16 protein-coding genes are annotated in these 17,523 nt (G+C 66.8%); 9 read left to right on the top strand and 7 right to left on the bottom strand.

Annotated elements, in window-relative coordinates; genetic code table 11:
- The first annotated feature begins 51 nt into the window (after nucleotides 1–51).
- The 7 genes from FQK05_RS26410 (at nucleotide 52) to FQK05_RS13870 (ending at nucleotide 6,312) form a co-directional block, all read left to right on the top strand.
- Entirely contained in the window at nucleotides 52–690 is a 639-nt protein-coding gene (locus FQK05_RS26410) for a hypothetical protein (protein WP_158967823.1), read from the top strand.
- 80 nt (nucleotides 691–770) lie between these two features.
- Nucleotides 771–1,952, top strand: coding sequence for a D-alanyl-D-alanine carboxypeptidase family protein (locus FQK05_RS13895; protein WP_158967821.1), 1,182 nt, complete (start codon nucleotides 771–773; stop codon nucleotides 1,950–1,952).
- Nucleotides 1,949–2,575, top strand: coding sequence for a dTMP kinase (tmk, locus tag FQK05_RS13890; protein WP_158967820.1), 627 nt, complete (start codon nucleotides 1,949–1,951; stop codon nucleotides 2,573–2,575). The genes FQK05_RS13895 and tmk overlap by 4 nt, the downstream gene beginning before the upstream one ends.
- A gap of 10 nt (nucleotides 2,576–2,585) precedes the next feature.
- Complete coding sequence (locus tag FQK05_RS13885) at nucleotides 2,586–3,704, top strand: DNA polymerase III subunit delta' (RefSeq protein WP_158967818.1); 1,119 nt, start codon at nucleotides 2,586–2,588, stop codon at nucleotides 3,702–3,704.
- A gap of 17 nt (nucleotides 3,705–3,721) precedes the next feature.
- Nucleotides 3,722–4,570 carry a TatD family hydrolase gene (locus FQK05_RS13880; protein ID WP_158967816.1) on the top strand — a complete coding sequence of 283 codons (849 nt, stop codon included), beginning with the start codon at nucleotides 3,722–3,724 and terminating at the stop codon, nucleotides 4,568–4,570.
- Nucleotides 4,567–5,367 (top strand): MBL fold metallo-hydrolase, encoded by an 801-nt coding sequence (locus tag FQK05_RS13875; RefSeq protein ID WP_158967814.1) that lies wholly within the window; start codon nucleotides 4,567–4,569, stop codon nucleotides 5,365–5,367. Before FQK05_RS13880 ends, FQK05_RS13875 begins: the two co-directional genes overlap by 4 nt.
- 12 nt (nucleotides 5,368–5,379) lie before the next feature.
- A complete protein-coding gene (locus FQK05_RS13870; protein ID WP_158967812.1) occupies nucleotides 5,380–6,312 on the top strand; it encodes an AEC family transporter in 933 nt (310 codons plus the stop codon).
- A gap of 36 nt (nucleotides 6,313–6,348) precedes the next feature.
- On the opposite strand, the gene fabI is transcribed toward FQK05_RS13870, so the two are convergent.
- From fabI to mgtE, 3 genes are all read right to left on the bottom strand, one after another.
- Nucleotides 6,349–7,113, bottom strand: coding sequence for an enoyl-ACP reductase FabI (gene fabI, locus FQK05_RS13865; protein ID WP_158967810.1), 765 nt, complete (start codon nucleotides 7,111–7,113; stop codon nucleotides 6,349–6,351).
- A 200-nt stretch (nucleotides 7,114–7,313) separates the two neighbouring features.
- On the bottom strand, nucleotides 7,314–7,862 hold the full coding sequence (locus tag FQK05_RS13860) for a 5-formyltetrahydrofolate cyclo-ligase (protein ID WP_158967808.1): 549 nt from the start codon (nucleotides 7,860–7,862) through the stop codon (nucleotides 7,314–7,316).
- Nucleotides 7,859–9,250 carry a magnesium transporter gene (mgtE, locus tag FQK05_RS13855; RefSeq protein WP_158967806.1) on the bottom strand — a complete coding sequence of 464 codons (1,392 nt, stop codon included), beginning with the start codon at nucleotides 9,248–9,250 and terminating at the stop codon, nucleotides 7,859–7,861. Before mgtE ends, FQK05_RS13860 begins: the two co-directional genes overlap by 4 nt.
- Nucleotides 9,251–9,412: 162 nt before the next feature.
- Here mgtE and guaD point away from each other — a divergent pair, with 162 nt between their 5' ends.
- Entirely contained in the window at nucleotides 9,413–10,708 is a 1,296-nt protein-coding gene (gene guaD, locus FQK05_RS13850) for a guanine deaminase (RefSeq protein WP_233270507.1), read from the top strand.
- Between the two features lie 360 nt (nucleotides 10,709–11,068).
- On the opposite strand, the gene FQK05_RS13845 is transcribed toward guaD, so the two are convergent.
- The 3 genes from FQK05_RS13845 to FQK05_RS13835 all read right to left on the bottom strand — a co-directional run bounded on the left by FQK05_RS13845 (nucleotide 11,069) and on the right by FQK05_RS13835 (nucleotide 13,950).
- Entirely contained in the window at nucleotides 11,069–12,427 is a 1,359-nt protein-coding gene (locus tag FQK05_RS13845) for an 8-oxoguanine deaminase (RefSeq protein WP_158967802.1), read from the bottom strand.
- 134 nt (nucleotides 12,428–12,561) lie between these two features.
- Nucleotides 12,562–13,416, bottom strand: coding sequence for an inositol monophosphatase family protein (locus FQK05_RS13840; protein WP_158967800.1), 855 nt, complete (start codon nucleotides 13,414–13,416; stop codon nucleotides 12,562–12,564).
- 162 nt (nucleotides 13,417–13,578) lie between these two features.
- Complete coding sequence (locus FQK05_RS13835; RefSeq protein WP_158967798.1) at nucleotides 13,579–13,950, bottom strand: helix-turn-helix domain-containing protein; 372 nt, start codon at nucleotides 13,948–13,950, stop codon at nucleotides 13,579–13,581.
- 647 nt (nucleotides 13,951–14,597) lie between these two features.
- Here FQK05_RS13835 and FQK05_RS13830 point away from each other — a divergent pair.
- A complete protein-coding gene (locus tag FQK05_RS13830) occupies nucleotides 14,598–15,557 on the top strand; it encodes an NADPH:quinone oxidoreductase family protein (protein WP_158967796.1) in 960 nt (319 codons plus the stop codon).
- Nucleotides 15,558–15,798: 241 nt separating this feature from the next.
- On the opposite strand, the gene FQK05_RS13825 is transcribed toward FQK05_RS13830, so the two are convergent.
- Nucleotides 15,799–17,418, bottom strand: a complete 1,620-nt coding sequence (locus FQK05_RS13825; protein ID WP_158967794.1) for an AMP-binding protein — start codon at nucleotides 17,416–17,418, stop codon at nucleotides 15,799–15,801.
- Nucleotides 17,419–17,523 lie beyond the last annotated feature (105 nt).

The following is a 17,523-nucleotide window of genomic DNA, read 5'->3' as shown; positions in this document are numbered from 1 at the left end:
TCGACGTCCCCCGGCCGCATCCAAGAACCGGCAAACCGGACGAGGTAGGCCATGGGCACGCAACAGGGCATAACGGCGACGGGCACGGCACCGGACCTGACATTGGGCCTGACACGGGCCCTGACACTGGGCCTAGAAATGGGCCGCTCGCCCGCATGGGTCCGGATCGCCGCGACCATCGCGACCGGATTGGCCCTGACCGGATGCGATGCCGCAAGCCCGGCACCCGACCGCCCCCATGACGCCCCCTTGCCCGGGGGCGATACCGAGGCCCCCGAAGACTTTCACGTGACCGAGGCCGGCATCTGGGATGGCCGCCCGTCGCTGGGCGGGGCTTGGGTGGCGCATCCTTCCGTCACCGCCCCCGGCCGCGCCATCATCCGCAACACCGAAAACGGCGCCACGACCACCGGCGCCCTGCTGCGGCGCACCAGTGGGACGGGCCTCCAGATCTCATCCGACGCGGCCTCGGACCTCGGCATGCCCCCGGGCGACCCGGCGGTGCTGGACGTGACCGCCCTGCGCGCGCCGGCACAGCCGGTCGACATCCCCGGACCGCCCGAAATACCCGGTATCCCGGACCTGACGGACGACCAGCTGGACGGCCTCGTGGACGAGACCGAGCCGACCCGCGCCAGGACCGACCTGATGTCCCTTGCTGCTGCCCCATTGCCATTCGCGCAGAGGTGAAGGACACAAAAGCCTGCAGCCCGCTATCGTTCTGTCGCCCGACCTTGTATCCCAACGACCGAAGCCTCATTGAGGAGCCCATGTCCCGATTGTTCTCTCCCGCAGCCCTTCTTCCGGCCCTTCTCGCGTCCCTGATCCTGTGGGCCGGTGCGGCGCTTGCCTATGACACGCCGGCACGGTCGGCCTTCGTGCTGGACCACAATACCGGCACCGTGCTTCTGGCCAAAAATGCCGACGCGCCGCTGCCACCGGCTTCGATGTCGAAGCTGATGACGATCTATCTGGCGCTGGAAGCGATCAAGACCGGGCGCCTGTCGCTGGAGGAAACGCTGCCCGTCTCCAGCCACGCGATGTCCTATGGCGGATCGACAATGTTCCTGGACACGACCGACCGGGTGAAGGTCGACGATCTGCTGAAGGGGATCATCGTGCTGTCGGGCAACGACGCGTCCGCCGTGATCGCCGAGGCGCTGAGCCCGGACGGGTCCGAGGCCGGCTTTGCCCGGATGATGACCCAGCGGGCCAAGGACCTGGGGATGACGAATTCGCACTTTGCCAATTCCAATGGCTGGCCGGACCCGGCGCAGTACATGTCGGCGCGGGATCTTGGGATCCTCGCCAACCACCTGATCACGGATTTCCCGGATTTCTATCCCTATTTCGCGATCAAGGAATACGATTTCGACGGCCGCGCACCCGCCAATGTCCACAACCGCAACCCGCTGCTGGCGCTGGGCGGCGGCGCCGACGGGCTGAAGACCGGGCACACGTCCGAAGCCGGCTACGGTCTGGTGGGATCGGCCGAACGCGACGGGCGGCGGGTGATCTTCGTGCTGACCGGGATGGACAGCGAGGCGCAGCGGCGAGAGGAGGCGGCGGCGATCCTCGACTGGTCGTTTCGCGGCTTTGCCTCCAAGACCCTTGCCCAGGCCGGTGAAACGATCGGCACCGCGGACGTCTGGCTCGGCCGGCGGCGATCGGTAGACCTGGTCGTCGACAAACCGCTGGTGGCGCTGATGCCCTACCCGGTTCCGGACAAGCTGGACGCCGAGATCCGTTATGACGGACCGGTCCAGGCGCCGATCGCCAAGGGACAGGTTCTGGGCGAACTGGTCGTGCCGCTGGGCGCGCAGATGGAGCCGCTGGTGGTCCCGCTGGTCGCCGCCGCCGACGTGCCCAAGGCCGGCTTCGTGTCGAAGCTGGCGATTTCGGCCAGGAAGCTGCTGGCCAAGGTCGGCCTGCCGCTGCAGGGCGCCACGTGACGTCACCCGGGCTTTTCGTATCGTTCGAAGGGATCGACGGGTCGGGCAAGTCGACCCAGGCCCGTCACCTTGCCAAGACGCTGGAGGCCGAGGGTCGTCCGGTTCTGCTGACGCGCGAGCCCGGCGGATCGCCCGGCGCCGAGGAGATCCGCAATCTTGTCCTGAACGGCGATCCGGATCGCTGGTCGGCCGAAACGGAAATCCTGCTGTTCACCGCCGCGCGCCGCGACCACATGGAACGCACCATCGGCCCCGCGCTGGCGGCGGGCCAGGTCGTGATCTGCGACCGCTTCGCGGACTCGACCCGCGTCTATCAGGGCCTGTCCCGCGGCGACCTGCGCGACAAGGTCGATGCGCTGCATGACCTGATGATCGGGCGCGAACCCGACCTGACCGTCCTGATCGACATGGACCCTGTCACGGGCCTGTCCCGCGCGCTGGGGCGGCACGGCCGCGATACCCGCTTCGAAGGCTTCGGGCTGGACCTTCAGGAACGGATGCGTGCGGGCTTCCTGCAGCTGGCTGCCTCTCACCCTGGCCGCTTTCGCGTCGTCGACGGCGACGGTCCGGTCGAAACGGTGGCCCGGGCCGTCCGCGCCGTCATCGGCACGGCCCTGACATGAAGGCCCCGGCATGAGCGACGATACCGATACCGGCCCAGACCGCGTTCCGGGCGCGCCCCATCCGCGGGAAACGCTTCGTCTTTTTGGACAGGACGCGGCCGAAGCGGCGTTCCTGGATGCGTTCCAGTCCGGCCGGATGCACCATGCCTGGCTGATCACGGGCCCGAAGGGCATTGGCAAGGCGACGCTGGCCTGGCGCATCGCCCGCTTCCTGGTCGCCACGCCCCCGGCCCAGGATGACGGCCTGTTCGCTGCGCCGCCCCCGCCGCAAAGCCTGGACATTCCGCCCGAAAATCCGGTCGCGCGGCGGATGCTGGCGGGCGCGGAACCGGGCGTGACCTCGATCACCAGAACGCTGTCCGACACCGGCCGGCTGCGTGACCGGATCGTGGTGGACGACGTGCGGAAACTGTCGCGCTTCTTCGGGCTCAGTTCCGCGGATGGCGGGCACCGGGTCGTGATCGTCGATGCAGCGGACGAGATGAACGACAGCGCCGCCAACGCGCTTCTGAAGATGCTGGAGGAACCGCCGAAACGGTCGACCCTGCTCTTGATCGCGCACCAGCCCTCGCGCCTGTTGCCCACGATCCGATCGCGCTGCCGGACGCTGCGGCTCAAACCTTTGTCGCCCGACAACCTTGCCGCAGCCCTGGAACAGGCGAGCGCCGAGATGCCGCGCGACCCGGGGGCCCTGGCCGCCCTGGCCGGCGGGTCCGCCGGCACCGCGCTGGACCTTCTGGCGGGCGGCGGGCTGGAGCTTTACGCGCGGCTGATGGAGGTTCTGGGCTCCCTCCCCTCGCTCGACCGACAACGCGCTCTGGCGCTGGCAGAAATGGCCGCGGCGCGGGATGCGGGGGCAAAGTTCGACCTGCTGCTGGACCTTCTGGACATCGCCATGGCGCGGCTGGCCCGCACCGGGGCCATGGGCGAACCCCCGCGCCCCGAGGCCAGCCCGGGAGAGGCGCAATTGTTGGCAAAGCTCGCGCCATCGCCCGCAAAAGGGCAAAGCTGGGCCGCTGCGGCTGCGGCGATTTCGGCCCGGGCCCGCCATGGAAGGGCGGTCAATCTTGACCCTGCGGCCCTAGTCCTAGATACGGTCTTCCAGTTACAGCAGACGGCTGCCGAGTAAACGATCCGCAAAGCGAAATGTCCCAGTCACCGATTTCCCAAACAGACACATCTGCCGGGACCCCGGTGCCCCAGATCACCGACAGCCACTGCCACCTGGATTTCCCGGATTTCGACGGCGAACTGGGCGATGTGGTGGCCCGTGCCCTGGATGCGGGCGTCACGCGCATGGTCACGATCTGCACCAAGCTGGACCGCGAACCCAAGGTCCGCGCCATTGCCGAGGCCCACGACCCGGTCTTCTATGCCGCCGGCATCCACCCGATGAGCGCGCATGAACAGCCGCTGACCACGGTCGACACGCTGGTGGGCCTGAACGCGCACCCGAAATTCGTGGGCATCGGCGAGACGGGCCTTGATTACCATTACACCGCCGAAAGCGCCGAGATTCAGAAGGTCTCGCTGCGCACCCACATCACGGCGGCGCGGGAAACCGGGCTGCCGCTGATCATCCATTCCCGCGACGCGGACGAAGACATGGCGGCGATCCTGGCCGACGAATACCGCAACGGCGGCGCCTACAACTGCGTCATGCACTGCTTCAGCTCGGGCCCCGAACTGGCGCGGGCAGCGCTGGACCTGGGCTTTTACCTGTCCATGTCGGGCATCGCGGCCTTCCCGCGTTCCAAGGAGGTGCGCGAGATCTTTGCCTCGGCCCCCGTCGACCGGATCCTTGTCGAAACCGACAGCCCCTATCTTGCGCCGCCGCCCCATCGCGGCAAGCGGAACGAACCGGCCTATACCGCCCTGACCGCCAAGGTGGGCGCCGAGACCTTCGGCATGGACTATCCCGCCTTCGCCGCCCAGACGCAGGAAAATTTCGACCGCCTCTTCTCGAAGGTCGCAGCCTACGGGGCCGCGGCATGAGCGACCGGTTGCGCTTTACCATCCTGGGCTGCGGGTCCTCTGGCGGGGTGCCCCGGCTGGGCGGCGTCTGGGGCGACTGCGATCCGGAGAACCCAAAGAACGTCCGCAGCCGCTGTGCCATGCTGGTCGAACGGATCGGCGCAAATGGCACGACCACCGTCCTGATCGACACTGGCCCGGACATGCGGCACCAGCTTCTGGCCACGGGCACGGGCCGGCTGGACGGCGTCGTCTATACCCATGCCCATGCCGATCATGTCCACGGCATCGACGATCTGCGGATGATCGTCTTCAACATGCGCAAGCGTCTGCCCGTCTGGGCCGATGGCGATACCCAGAACGACCTGCTGTCACGCTTCGGCTATGCCTTCGTGCAGCCCGAAGGATCCCCCTATCCGCCGATCCTGAACCTGCACACGATCAAGGGCCCGTTCGAGATCGACGGCCCCGGCGGCCCGATTCCGCTGCGTCCCTTCAAGGTGGGCCATGGCAGCATCGACGCCCTGGGCTTCCGCATCGGCGGGCTGGCCTATCTGCCGGACGCGGTCGAAATCTATGACCCGGCCTGGGACGAGCTTCGGGACCTGGACGTCTGGATCGTCGACGCCCTGCGCCGCACGCCGCATCCGACCCACGCGCATCTGGACATGGCGCTGGAATGGATCGCGCGGGCACAGCCGCGCCGGGCGATCCTGACCAACATGCATATCGACATGGACTACGAGGCGGTGATCCGCGACACGCCCGATCATGTCACGGCGGCCTTTGACGGAATGGTCATCGATGCCGACATCTAAGATCTGCGGCCCATGCAGGCCCTGATCGACGTCATCCTGCCGGTCTTCGTCGTGATCGGCCTTGGCTATGCGGTCGCCCGCAGCCGGTTCCTGAGCGAAACCCATATCGACGGGATCATGAAGTTCACGCAGGGCTTCGGTATCCCCTGCCTGCTGTTCCTTGCGATCTCGAACCTCGACCTGTCGACCAGTTTCAACCCCGCGCTGCTGTTCAGCTTCTATACCGGGGCGACCATCTGTTTCTTCGTGGGCCTGATCGGCGCCCGGGTGCTGTTCAACCGCCCGTGGGAAGACAGCGTCGCCATCGGGTTCTGCTGTCTCTTCTCGAACTCGGTCCTTCTGGGCCTGCCGATCACGGAACGCGCCTTCGGGCCGGACAACCTGGTCGGCAACTATGCCATCATCGCCTTCCATTCGCCCTTCTGCTACGGCGTCGGCATCACTGCGATGGAAATCGTGCGCAACCGCGGCAAGGGCGGGCCGGGCATGGTGCTGGGCATCCTGAAGGCGATGTTTTCCAACACGCTGATCATCGGGATCGTGCTGGGCTTTGCGGCAAACCTGACGGGCCTGCATCTGCCCGTAGCCTTCACCGACGGCCTGCAACTGGTGGCCTCTGCCGCCCTGCCCGGCGCGCTCTTCGCGCTGGGGGGCATCCTTGTCCGCTACAAGCTGGAAGGCGACCTGCGGACGGTCGCCTTCATCTGCTTCTGTTCGCTGATGCTGCACCCCGCGCTGGTCTACCTGCTTGGGTCGCTGACGCATCTGCCGCAGGACCTGTTCCGGTCCGGCGTGCTGAATGCCGGCATGGCGCCGGGCTTCAACGCCTACCTGTTCGCCGCGATGTATGCCCGCGGCCAACGTGTGGCCGCGTCCTCTGTCCTGATCGCCACCGGCGCCACCATCTTCACCGCCTGGTTCTGGATCGCCATACTGGGTGGCTGAGCCCGCGCGCGGTCTTGCGGCAGCGGCCACCGGGCGTCAGGCGACGATTCCGTAGCCCCCGTCGATCATGTGAACGCCACCGGTGATGTTGGCAGCCTCCGGGCTTGCCAGGAACACGGCATAGGCGCCGCAATCCTCGATGGTGGCAAGGTGATGGGTGGGTGCCCGTGCCGCCGCGGCGTCGAGCAGTTCGTCGAAGGCTGCAAGCCCCGAGGCCGCGCGTGTTCGAAGTGGCCCGGGCGACAGCGCGTTGACCCGGATGCCCTTGGGGCCCAGCTCTGCCGCGGTGTACCGCACCGCCGCTTCCAGCGCGGCCTTCACCGGGCCCATCATGTTGTAGCCCAGTTCGACCCGGGCCGCGCCCTGGAAGGACACGGTCATGCAGGACCCCCCGTCACGCATCAGGGGTTCCGACCGCCGGATCAGCCGCAGGAAGGAATGGACAGAGATATCCATGGCCTGCGCGAACCCCTCGGCAGAACAGTCCACCACCCGGCCGTGCAGGTCGTCCCTGGGCGCGAAGGCGATGGAATGCAAAAGCGTGTCGAGCCGCCCGAAGCGGGACGCGATCTGGTCGAACAGCGCCTCCTCCTGCCCGGGGCTGCGGACGTCGAAGGGGGCGATGATCTCGGCCTCCAGTTCCTCGGCCAGCGGGCGCACATGGGGTTCCGCCTTCTCGTTCAGATAGGTGACTGCCAGCCGCGCCCCCTGCACCTTCAGCGCCTTGGCGCACCCATAGGCAATGGACTGCTGGTTGGCGATGCCCACGACAAGCGCGGTCTTTCCGGTCAGGTCGAACACAAGAGGAACCTCCAAATCGCGGCGTCGATTGCCGCGATTGCAGCATAGGCCTGTAACGGTGCGGCAAAGAAGGGGCGTCAATTCGGCAACCGGCCCGAAATGCCGCATCTGCCCGCAATCCCGGCATCCATGGCTCCCTTGGGGTGCGTGCCCTGCCCGCACCGCTGGCGGTCATGGTGCGGGCAGAGCACGCAGCCTACCTACGGCCGCAGCACCCGGCTTTCGGTCACGATCATGTCCAGGGGCTGGTCCGTGGGTTCCAGTGGCAGGGTCTCAGCCTCCTGGGCATCGAAGGCAAAGCCGATGGCCAGCGCGGGGCCCCCAGCTCGCAGCGCCTCCAGCGTGCGGTCATAGAAGCCGCCGCCATAGCCCAGCCGATTGCCCGTGGCGTCGAAGGCCACCAGCGGCACGATCAGGACCTCCGGAACGATCCAGTCGTCCACGGCCGGGACCTGCGCACCGAAAGGGCCGTCGACCAACGCTCCGTCGGCGGACCAGCGGCTGAAACGCAAGGGCCGCCCGTTGCCTTTGATCACGGGCACGGCGACCGGGCCTGCATGGGCCGCCATCGCCGGGCGCGGATCGATTTCGGACCGGATCGGCAGGTAGCCGGCCAGCGGGCGATCGGCGAACTCTGACAGCACCTGCGACAACAGCGCCGACACAGCACCTGTCTGTGCCTCGAACGCCGCCTTCCGCCGGGCGAAGGCCGCCTTGCGGGCGGCCGCCTTCGCCTCGCCCAGGGTCACAGCAGCACCACCGAGGCCAGGCCCAGGAACGAGAAGAAGCCGACCAGATCCGTCGTCGTCGTCACGAAGGTGCCCGAGGCCACGGCCGGGTCGGCACCGAACCGTTCCAGCAGGACCGGCACCACGGTTCCCGCCAGCCCCGCCACGATCATGTTTATGATCAGGGCCGAGGCGATGACCACCCCCAGCATCGGCCGGCCGAAAAGAAGCGCACCGACAAGGCCCAGCACGGTCGCGAAGACCAGGCCGTTCAGAAGACCCACCAGCGCCTCGCGCCGGATGACGCGCAGCACGTTCGATCCGGTCAGGTCCTTCGTCGCCAGCGCACGCACCGCCACGGTCAGCGTCTGGGTCCCGGCATTGCCCCCCATGGACGCCACGATCGGCATCAGCACGGCCAGCGCCACCATGGCACCGATCGCCTCTTCGAAGATCGAGATCACGGCCGCTGCCAGCATCGCCGAACATAGGTTCACCGCCAGCCAGGGCACGCGGGTCTTCGACGTTTCCAGCACCCCTTCCGACAGGGACCCGTCGCCGCCGACACCGGCCAGGCGCAGGATGTCCTCCTCGTGCTCCTCGTCCAGGACGGCCATGGCGTCGTCGATGGTGATCACGCCCACCAGCCGCCCTTCGGCGTCCACCACGGGGGCCGAGATCAGGTGATACTGGTTGAAGGCATAGGCGACCTCGCCCTCGTATTCCGTGACGGGGATCGTCTGGAACATCTCCTCGGCAATGTCGGCCAGCTTCACGTCGCGCCGCGCGCTCATGATCCGGCCCAGAGTGACATTGGCCACCGGGTGCATCCGGGGGTCGACCAGCACGACGTGATAGAACTGGTCCGGCAGCTCTTCGGACGCGCGCATGAAGTCTATTGCCTGGCCAACGGTCCAGTGGTCCGGGGCCATCACCACCTCGCGCTGCATCAGGCGGCCGGCGGAATATTCGGGATAGGACAGCGACTGCTGCACCGCGATCCGGTCGCTGTCTTCCAGCGCGTCCAGAATGGCGGCCTGATCGCTTTCCGACAGGTCCTCGACCAGGTCGACGACATCGTCGCTGTCCAGCTCGCGCACGGCCTCGGCCAGGACGGTCGGCGTCAGAAGGCCGATCACCTCTTCCCGGATCCCCTCGTCCAGTTCCGACAGGATGTCGCCGTCGAACTCGTCGCCCAGAAGCTCGATCAGCCGCGCGCGTTCGCCGGGCGTGGTCTGTTCCAGGAAGTCGGCAATATCGGCGGCGTGCAGCGGCTCCAAGAGCTCCAGCAGCTTCGGCCGGTCCCCGTTGTCGACCGCCAGCAGAATCGCCGCCGTGCGCCGGGGGTCCAGCGCATAGCCGCTTTCGCCCAGGTATTCGTCGGTTTCGGGGTCCGGAGTATCCGTCATCGCCTGCCCTTTCGTTCCTGGATCCGTCTGTGTGCCTGCCCGCGCCGGAATTGCCGGCACCCTAGGGAAAACAGCATATGCAAAACAATGACAATCGGTGCGTTTACCGGTCGCGGGCTACGGCCTATCGTGCGCGGGTTCCAGAGAAAAGGTAGTGCGCACGTGAACGAGACAACCATCATCAGCGGCCGGGTGCTGTCCTTTTCGGGTTCCCCCTTCGCGATGCCGGTCGAGGCGGCGGTACAGCTGGACGAGGCCGTGGCGGTGACCGGCGGCCGGATCGCCGCCCTGGGCGCGCTGGATGCGCTGACGGCGCGCTTTCCCGGTGCGGCGCAGGTCGATCACGGGCAGAAGCTGGTGATGGCAGGCTTCATCGACGCGCATGCCCATTATCCCCAGACCGGGATCATCGCCAGTTGGGGCAAGCGGCTGATCGACTGGCTGAACAGCTATACCTTCCCGGAAGAAATGCGGTTCGGCGACCCGGCCTATGCCGCCGGCATCGCCGCGCTCCACCTGGACCTGACGGCAAGGAACGGCACGACCACGATCTGCACCTTCTGCACGATCCATCCCGAAAGCGTCGACGCCTATTTCGCCGAGGCACAGGCCCGCGGCCAGCGTGTCGTCGCAGGCAAGACCTGCATGGACCGCAATGCGCCGGACGGCCTGCGGGACACGGCGCAGTCGGCCTATGACGACAGCCTGGCCCTGCTGGAACGCTGGCATGGGCTGGACCGTCTGGTCTATGCCGTGACGCCGCGCTTTTCGCCCACCTCCACGCCGGAACAGCTGGAAGCGCTCGGCGCCCTCTGGGCCGCCCATCCCGACTGCCCGATGCAGACGCATCTGAGCGAGCAGACGGACGAGATCGAATGGGTCAGGGGCCTTTACCCCAAGGCCCGGGATTACCTCGATACCTATGAACAGTTCGGGCTGCTGCGACCCGGCGGGCTCTTTGGTCACGCGATCCACCTGGAAGACCGCGAACGCGACCGGTTGCGAGAGGTCGGCGCAGCCGTGGTCCATTGTCCCACCTCGAATACCTTCATCGGTTCGGGCCTGTTCGACATGGCCGGGCTGAAGGCCGCAGGCCAGACCGTGGGCCTGGCCACCGATACTGGCGGCGGCTCGTCCTTCTCGATGCTCAGGACAATGGCCGCGGCTTATGAGGTCGGTCAGCTCCGCGGCACGCCGCTTCATGCGGCGCAACTCCTGTGGCTGGCGACGGTGGGCTCTGCCGAGGCGCTGCGCCTGGGCGGCACCATCGGCAACCTGGCCGAAGGGGCCGAAGCCGACATCGTCGTCCTGGACCTCGCCTCCACCCCCGCCATCGCGCAACGCTCGGACCGCGCACAGGACCTTTGGGAAGCCGTCTTCCCGACGATCATGATGGGCGACGACCGCGCAATCAGCGAAGTCTGGATCGGCGGGCGCCGGCAGGTCTTCGAAGGGTGACTTCCGGTCAGGTCACGGTGCGTGGGGACCATGCACCCTACCGCCGCAGCGGCGCCCTGCGCCTCAAGGCACCGGGCGTACCCAGACCTGTCCCGCCCCCCTGTTCTTCTCTTTCGCAAATACTCCCGCCGGAGGCGGTCCGCCCTCTCCCTCCCGTCGGAACGGATCCGCACAGGCACAAGATCCAAGCCGCACAGGGCGGGGTTCACACCGCCGTCCCCGGTTGCCAATCCCGGTCTTCGGGCGTGGAAGTCAGGCTGATCCTCGGGGTGGCGCCTTGCACCTGCCGTTCCCGGTGCAACGGCCAGGCCATTGTCACCGCTCCGAACGGCGGGGCAGGACGGCGGGACAAACCCCGCTCTACCCCCGCAGCCGGTTGACCGCGGCCCGCTGGCGGGACGCGACCTGGACCGGATCCACCGTGATCAGCCGGCCATTCTCGACCACGCGGCGGCCTTCGACCAGAAGGTCGCGTACCTTCGCAGGCCCCGCCAGCAGGATCGCCGCCGGGTCCCAGCTGCCTGCGCATTCGATGCCCGACACGTCCCAGATCGCGATGTCCGCGCGTTTGCCCACCGCCAGCCGGCCGCATTCCCGCCGGCCCAGCACGTCGGCCCCACCCCGCGTCGCGATCTCCAGCGCGACCCGCGCGCTCATCGCATCGGCCCCGCCCGCCACGCGCTGCAACAACATCGCCTGCCGTGCCTCGGCGACCATGTTGCCGCTGTCGTTGGACGCCGAACCGTCGACCCCCAGCCCCACCGGCACGCCCGCCTTGCGCATCGCCACCACCGGCGCGATGCCCGATCCCAGCCGGCAGTTCGAACAGGGGCAATGCGCCACGCCGGTCGACGTGCGTCCGAACAGGTTGATCTCGCTCTGGTCCAGCTTCACGCAATGCGCATGCCAGACATCGGGACCGGTCCAGCCCAGGTCCTCGGCGTATTGCCCGGGTCGACAGCCGAAATTGGCCAGCGAATAGGCCACGTCCTCGTCGTTCTCGGCCAGGTGGGTGTGCAGCATCACGCCCTTGTCGCGCGCCAGCAGCGCCGCATCCCGCATCAGCTCCCGGCTGACGGAAAACGGCGAACAGGGGGCCAGGCCCACGCGGACCATCGACGCATCCGACGCATCGTGGAATGTATCGACCACGCGGATGCAGTCCTCCAGGATCGCCTTCTCGTCCTCGACCAGGCTGTCGGGCGGCAGGCCGCCCAGGCTTTTCCCGATGCTCATCGCGCCCCTTGTCGGCTGGAAGCGCAGCCCGATCTCGGACGCGGCGGCGATCGTGTCGTCCAGCCGCGCTCCGTTCGGAAAGACATAGCAATGGTCGGATGTCAGCGTGCACCCGGTCAGCGCCAGTTCCGCCAGCCCGGTCAGGGTCGAGATATAGTGCTCCTCCGGCCCGTACCGCGCCCAGATCGGATAAAGCGTCTGCAACCAGCCGAACAGCAACGCATCCTGCCCGCCGGGCACCGCACGCGTCAGCGACTGGTACAGATGGTGGTGCGTGTTCACGAGGCCCGGCGTCACCACGCAGCCCGAGGCATCGATGGTCTCGCCCTGCCAGCCCGGATCCCGGGCCACATCGCGCGACAGGCCCGGGCCTATGGCTGCAATAGCCCCGTCGCGGACCAGGATATCCGCGCCGTCGAGTTCATGACGCTCGTCATCCATCGTCAGGATGGTCTGCGCCCCGCGAATGAAACAGTCCGTCATCCCCGATCCCCCGTGTCGATCCCGGTATCGACGGCCCGCCCCAAAGGCCGTCCTGTCAGGCCATCGCCCGCCCGGCCCACTGTAACGGGATCGGCTGCAGCCCGGCGCTCACGTTAACGCTGCAGCGCAGCACGTCAATGGGATGTGCGGTCCTGCAGCAGCTCCAGCGCGGCCCGGTGCAGCTCGACATTGGCCGCCGCGACGACCTGTCCGCCATTGCCGGCCGGCCCGCCCTGCCAGTCGGTAACGATGCCGCCCGCCGCCTGGATGACGCCCATGGGCCCCAGGACGTCATAGGCATAAAGCCCCGCCTCGATCACCAGGTCGATCTGGCCGGCCGCCAGAAGCGCATAGGCATAACAGTCCATACCGTAACGGACGAGCCTGACCCGATCTGCCACACGGCGGAAAGCCTGGCCCTCGGCCTTGGTTCCGACTTCGGGGAAGGTGGTGAAAAGGATCGCATCCTCCAGCCGTGCGGTCGGCCGGGTGGACAAAGCGGCTCGCCCAAGGGGGCCGTGGACTTCGGGCGGCACGTCGATGCCGCCGAAGAACCGCTCGCCGATATAGGGCTGGTCGACCATGCCCAGGATCGGTTCAGGCACGGCACCGGCCCTGGCCAGCGCGATCAGGACGCCCCAGGTGGGCGTACCGCTCAGGAAGCCGCGCGTGCCATCGATCGGGTCCAGCACCCAGATCCGGCCGCTGGTGCCTTCCGTCTGGCCCATCTCCTCGCCCCAGACGCCGTCGTCGGGGCGCAGCTCTGCCAGAAGCGCGCGCATCGCGACCTCGGAGGCGCGGTCGGCCTCGGTGACCGGGTCGAAGCCTTGAGTCGCCTTGTTGTCGGCCACAAGCGTGCCTGCCCGGAACCAGGGCAGGATCGCGGAACGCGCAGCGTCCGCCAGCCGGTGCGCGACAGCAAGATCGTCCGGGTCGTTCTGGCCCGTCGTTGCCGTCTGATCATCTGTGGGTTCGGTGGTATCGCTCATGCAGGCACATAAGCTGTGGGGCCTGATCTGGGCAAGTCCCCGTTCGCGCATCCTGCGGCGCCGGAATCGTTCCTGGCGTCGCCTGGACCTGCGGGCCGGCGGGGCGCTGCCCGGCCGGCTCGGCTCCTGCGGCCCCCCCAGAGGCCGACAGTACGCCCGAGCTTAGGCGACGTCGCTGAGGACGCGGGCCAGTTCGAACAGGCGGCGACGCTGATTTTCCGGAATCGCGTAATAGGACCGGACCAGATCCAGCGCTTCCTTGTCGCCCATCAGATCGGCGGGCACGCCACCGGCTTCGGCCGACTGCTTGGCCTCTTCCTCAAGACCTTCGAAGAAGAAGCTGACCGGAACGTCCAGGGCATCAGCGATGTCCCAGAGCCGCGATGCACTGATCCGGTTTGCGCCCGTTTCGTACTTCTGAATCTGCTGGAACTTGATACCGACCTGTTCAGCCAGCTGCTGCTGGGTCATGCCGATCAACCAGCGGCGGTGTCGGACACGTTTCCCGACGTGAATGTCGACGGGGTGGGCCATCGTTTTTCTCCTGATTTGTATTACCTAGAATCTCTGTCCCACTCACACCGGCGAGTCTTTACTTTGTCTTGGCTTCGCACTGACGGCGTGTCCTGATTTCAAGCAAGACCGACGGATCGGGACCATCAGACGATATTCAGCCATCTGAAGCCAATTCTTGTCTAGCGGTTATAAAGAATAAGGTTTCCAAAGGCGAATGCAAGCGGGTTGTGTCGCGTCATATCTTGTCGACGCGAGGTTGAAAACCAAACATTTGTTCACTTGTCCACGCCTTATTTGGTTAAGCTGCACACAAAATACAACAAATAAATGTCATGACGGATCGTGTGTTCGGCGCAGTTTCGCCAAATGCATTCAACTGTCGATACATTTCAAAATTCCGAATGTGTAAGCCTCTTTCAGGCCGCCTGTACGGGACAGCGGCAGACCGCACGGTCCCTGGCCGATCCCGCCCCGCATGGGCCGGTCCCGAAGGTCGTCCGCCACCGGTTTTGCCACCCTTCCGGCTGGGGCATATTGCGTCGCAGTACAAATCCGCAATACCGGGTTAGGGTTGTCGGATACATGGCGCCACGCACCGGACCACCCCGCCGGGTGGCGGCCGGGACGTACAGGCGCCCTGCCCGGAACATCACACGAGGAGCACGATGCGCGCCTACCAGATTGCAGAACGCGGAGCGACACCCGGAATTGTTGAGGTCCCGGACCCCAAACCCGGTCCGGGCGAGGTCCTGATCCGCCTGCGGGCGACCGGTCTGAACTTTGCCGACACGCTGATGATCCGGGGCACCTACCAGGACATTCCCGAACCTCCGTTCACACTGGGCATGGAGGCCGCGGGCGAGGTTCTTGAAGTCGCCCCGGACGTTGCAGACCTGGTCCCCGGCGACCGGGTCTGCGTCTTTGCCGGACAGGGCGGACTGGCCGAAATGGGGGCCTTCCCCGCCGACCGGGTAGTAAAGATCCCTGACGAAATGAGCTTCGAACATGCGGCTGCATTCCAGATCGCTTATGGAACGTCGCATGTCGCCCTGAAGGGGCTTGCCCGCCTTGCCCCGGGAGAGACGCTGCTGGTCACCGGCGCGGCGGGCGGTGTCGGTCTGACGGCCGTGGAAATCGGTGCAAAACTGGGTGCCCGCGTCGTGGCGCAGGCCCGCGGCGCCCAGAAACTGGACATCGCGCGCGCCGCTGGTGCCGAATCCGTGATCGACGGTGATGACGATCTTCGCGAAAAAATGAAGGCCCTGGGCGGTGCGGATGTCGTCTACGAGACGATCGGCGGCGACATCTTCCGGGCGGCCTTCCGGTCGACCAATCCCGGCGGCCGCCTGATCCCCATCGGCTTTGCCGGGGGAGAGGTGCCGCAGATCCCCGCAAACCATCTGATGGTCAAGAACCTGACGGTCATCGGCTTCTATATCGGCGGCTACATGAAGGTCCGCCCGCAGGTGATCCGCGACAGCCTGACAGAGCTGATGGACTGGTATGTCGCGGGCCGCCTGTCGCCCCATGTCAGTTCGGTCCTGCCGCTGGACGAGGTGGCGACGGGCCTTGACCTGCTGCGCACGCGGCAGGCGACCGGCAAGGTGGTCATCGTTCCGGGCTGACCGTCATCCCGCCCTGGCCACGGGGCAGAACACCCGGCCCGGATGCCATCTGCCTTTCGCGATCCGGGCCTTCGGCCGGAACCGCTGCCGTCCTTCGGGCGACGGGCATCGGACGCCACGGCGATGGCGGCCGGTCGCTGCGGCGATGACGCACCGCCCCCCAAGGACGGCCGCCGGCTCAGACAGAAAGGTGGCGGCCACCCCCGGGCACCGGGCAGCCGCGCGGGTCGATGGGGCGGCGTCAGCCCTGTTCCGGCTTCAGCCGAAAGCGCTGGATCTTGCCGGACTCGGTCTTGGGCAGGCCTTCGGTGAAGATCACGCTGCGCGGGTACTTGTAGGGTGCGATCACCGCTTTCACGTGGTCCTGGAGCGCCTTCACCATCTCGGGCGACCGTTCCTCGCCCGCGGCCAGCACCACATGGGCCTGAACGACATGGCCGCGATCCTCATCCGGCAGGCCGATCACCGCGCATTCCGACACCGACGCATGCGACAGCAGTGCCGCCTCGACCTCGGGACCCGCGATGTTGTAGCCCGAGGACAGGATGATGTCGTCGTTCCGCGCGGCAAAGTGGAAATACCCGTCCTCGTCCATCCAGAACGTGTCGCCGGTGACGTTCCAGCCGTTCTGCACATAGACCTCCTGCTTTTCGGCCCGAAGATAGCGGCAGCCCAGCGGCCCCTGCACCGCCAGACGGCCCAGCTCGCCCGGCGGCAGGTCCTCGCCCTCCGGGCCGATGATCTTGGCGCGATAACCCTTCAGAGGCTTGCCGGTACAGGCGGCCCGGTGATCCTCGAACCGGTTCGAGATGAAGATGTGCAGCATCTCGGTCGACCCGATCCCGTCCAGCAGCGGCTTGCCGGTCTTTGCCTTCCATTCCTCGAAGATCGGCGCCGGCAGCGTTTCACCCGCCGACACGGCTGCCCTCAGCGACGACAGATCCGCCCCCTCGCCCATCGCCCGCAGCATCACGCGATAGGCCGTCGGCGCAGTGAAACAGACCGTGGCGCGGTACTTCTCGATGATCGCGATCAGGTTCGGGGGCGAAGCATCTTCCAGCAACGTCGCCGTCGCTCCGAAGCGCAGCGGGAAGATGGCCAGACCGCCCAGTCCGAAGGTGAAGGCCAGGGGCGGGGATCCGACGAAGGTATCTTCGGGCCGCACGTCCAGCACCTCGGCCGCGTAGGCATCGGCGATCAGCAGAAGGTCGCGGTGGAAATGCATCGTGGCCTTGGGCTCGCCGGTCGAACCGGAGGTAAAACCCAAAAGCGCCACGTCGTCCTGCGCGGTGTCGACCGCCTTGAACCGGACCGATTTCTGCAAGGCCAGCTGGTCCAGTTCGGCGTCGTGATTGGACGATCCGTCGAAGCCCACCACCCGCTTCAGGAACCTGCTGCCCTCGGCCGCGCGCTCCATCTCCTCCATCAGGCGGGTGTCGCACAGGGCCAGTGTCACCTCGGCCTTGTCGATGTACTTGATCAGTTCGCCCGCGCGCATCATCGACATGGTGTTGACGACCACAGCGCCGACCTTGGTCGCGGCCAGCCAGCAGGCAACCAGCGCCGGGTTGTTGGCCGACCGGATCAGGATCCGGTTGCCGGGGACAACTCCCAGATCCTCGACCAGCACATTGGCCAGCCGGTTGGTCCAGTCCGCCAGTTCCTTGTAGGTCCGTCGCCGTCCGTTGCCGATCAGCGCATCATGGTCGCCGAACCCCTTTTCGACCATGCGGTCCGTCAGCTCGACGCCCGCATTCAGGCGGTCAGGGTATTCGAACCCGGGCAGGAATTCGGGCCACATGTCCGGCGGCGGAAGGTTGTCCCGTGCGAATGTGTCAGCATGGGCCGAAGGTCGAAGCATGGAGTTCCTCCCACTGGAAACCGGGTTCTTCTTGTCTTGATCTTGTCGGACCCTGACGCTCGCCTCCGAAGGGGAGCAGCCCGAAACGCAAAAGGCGCGCTCGGA

The sequence above is a fragment of the Chachezhania sediminis genome (assembly GCF_009765275.1).
Classification (GTDB): Bacteria; Pseudomonadota; Alphaproteobacteria; order Rhodobacterales; family Rhodobacteraceae; genus Chachezhania; species Chachezhania sediminis.
This window is presented reverse-complemented; position numbering and strand designations above follow the sequence as displayed.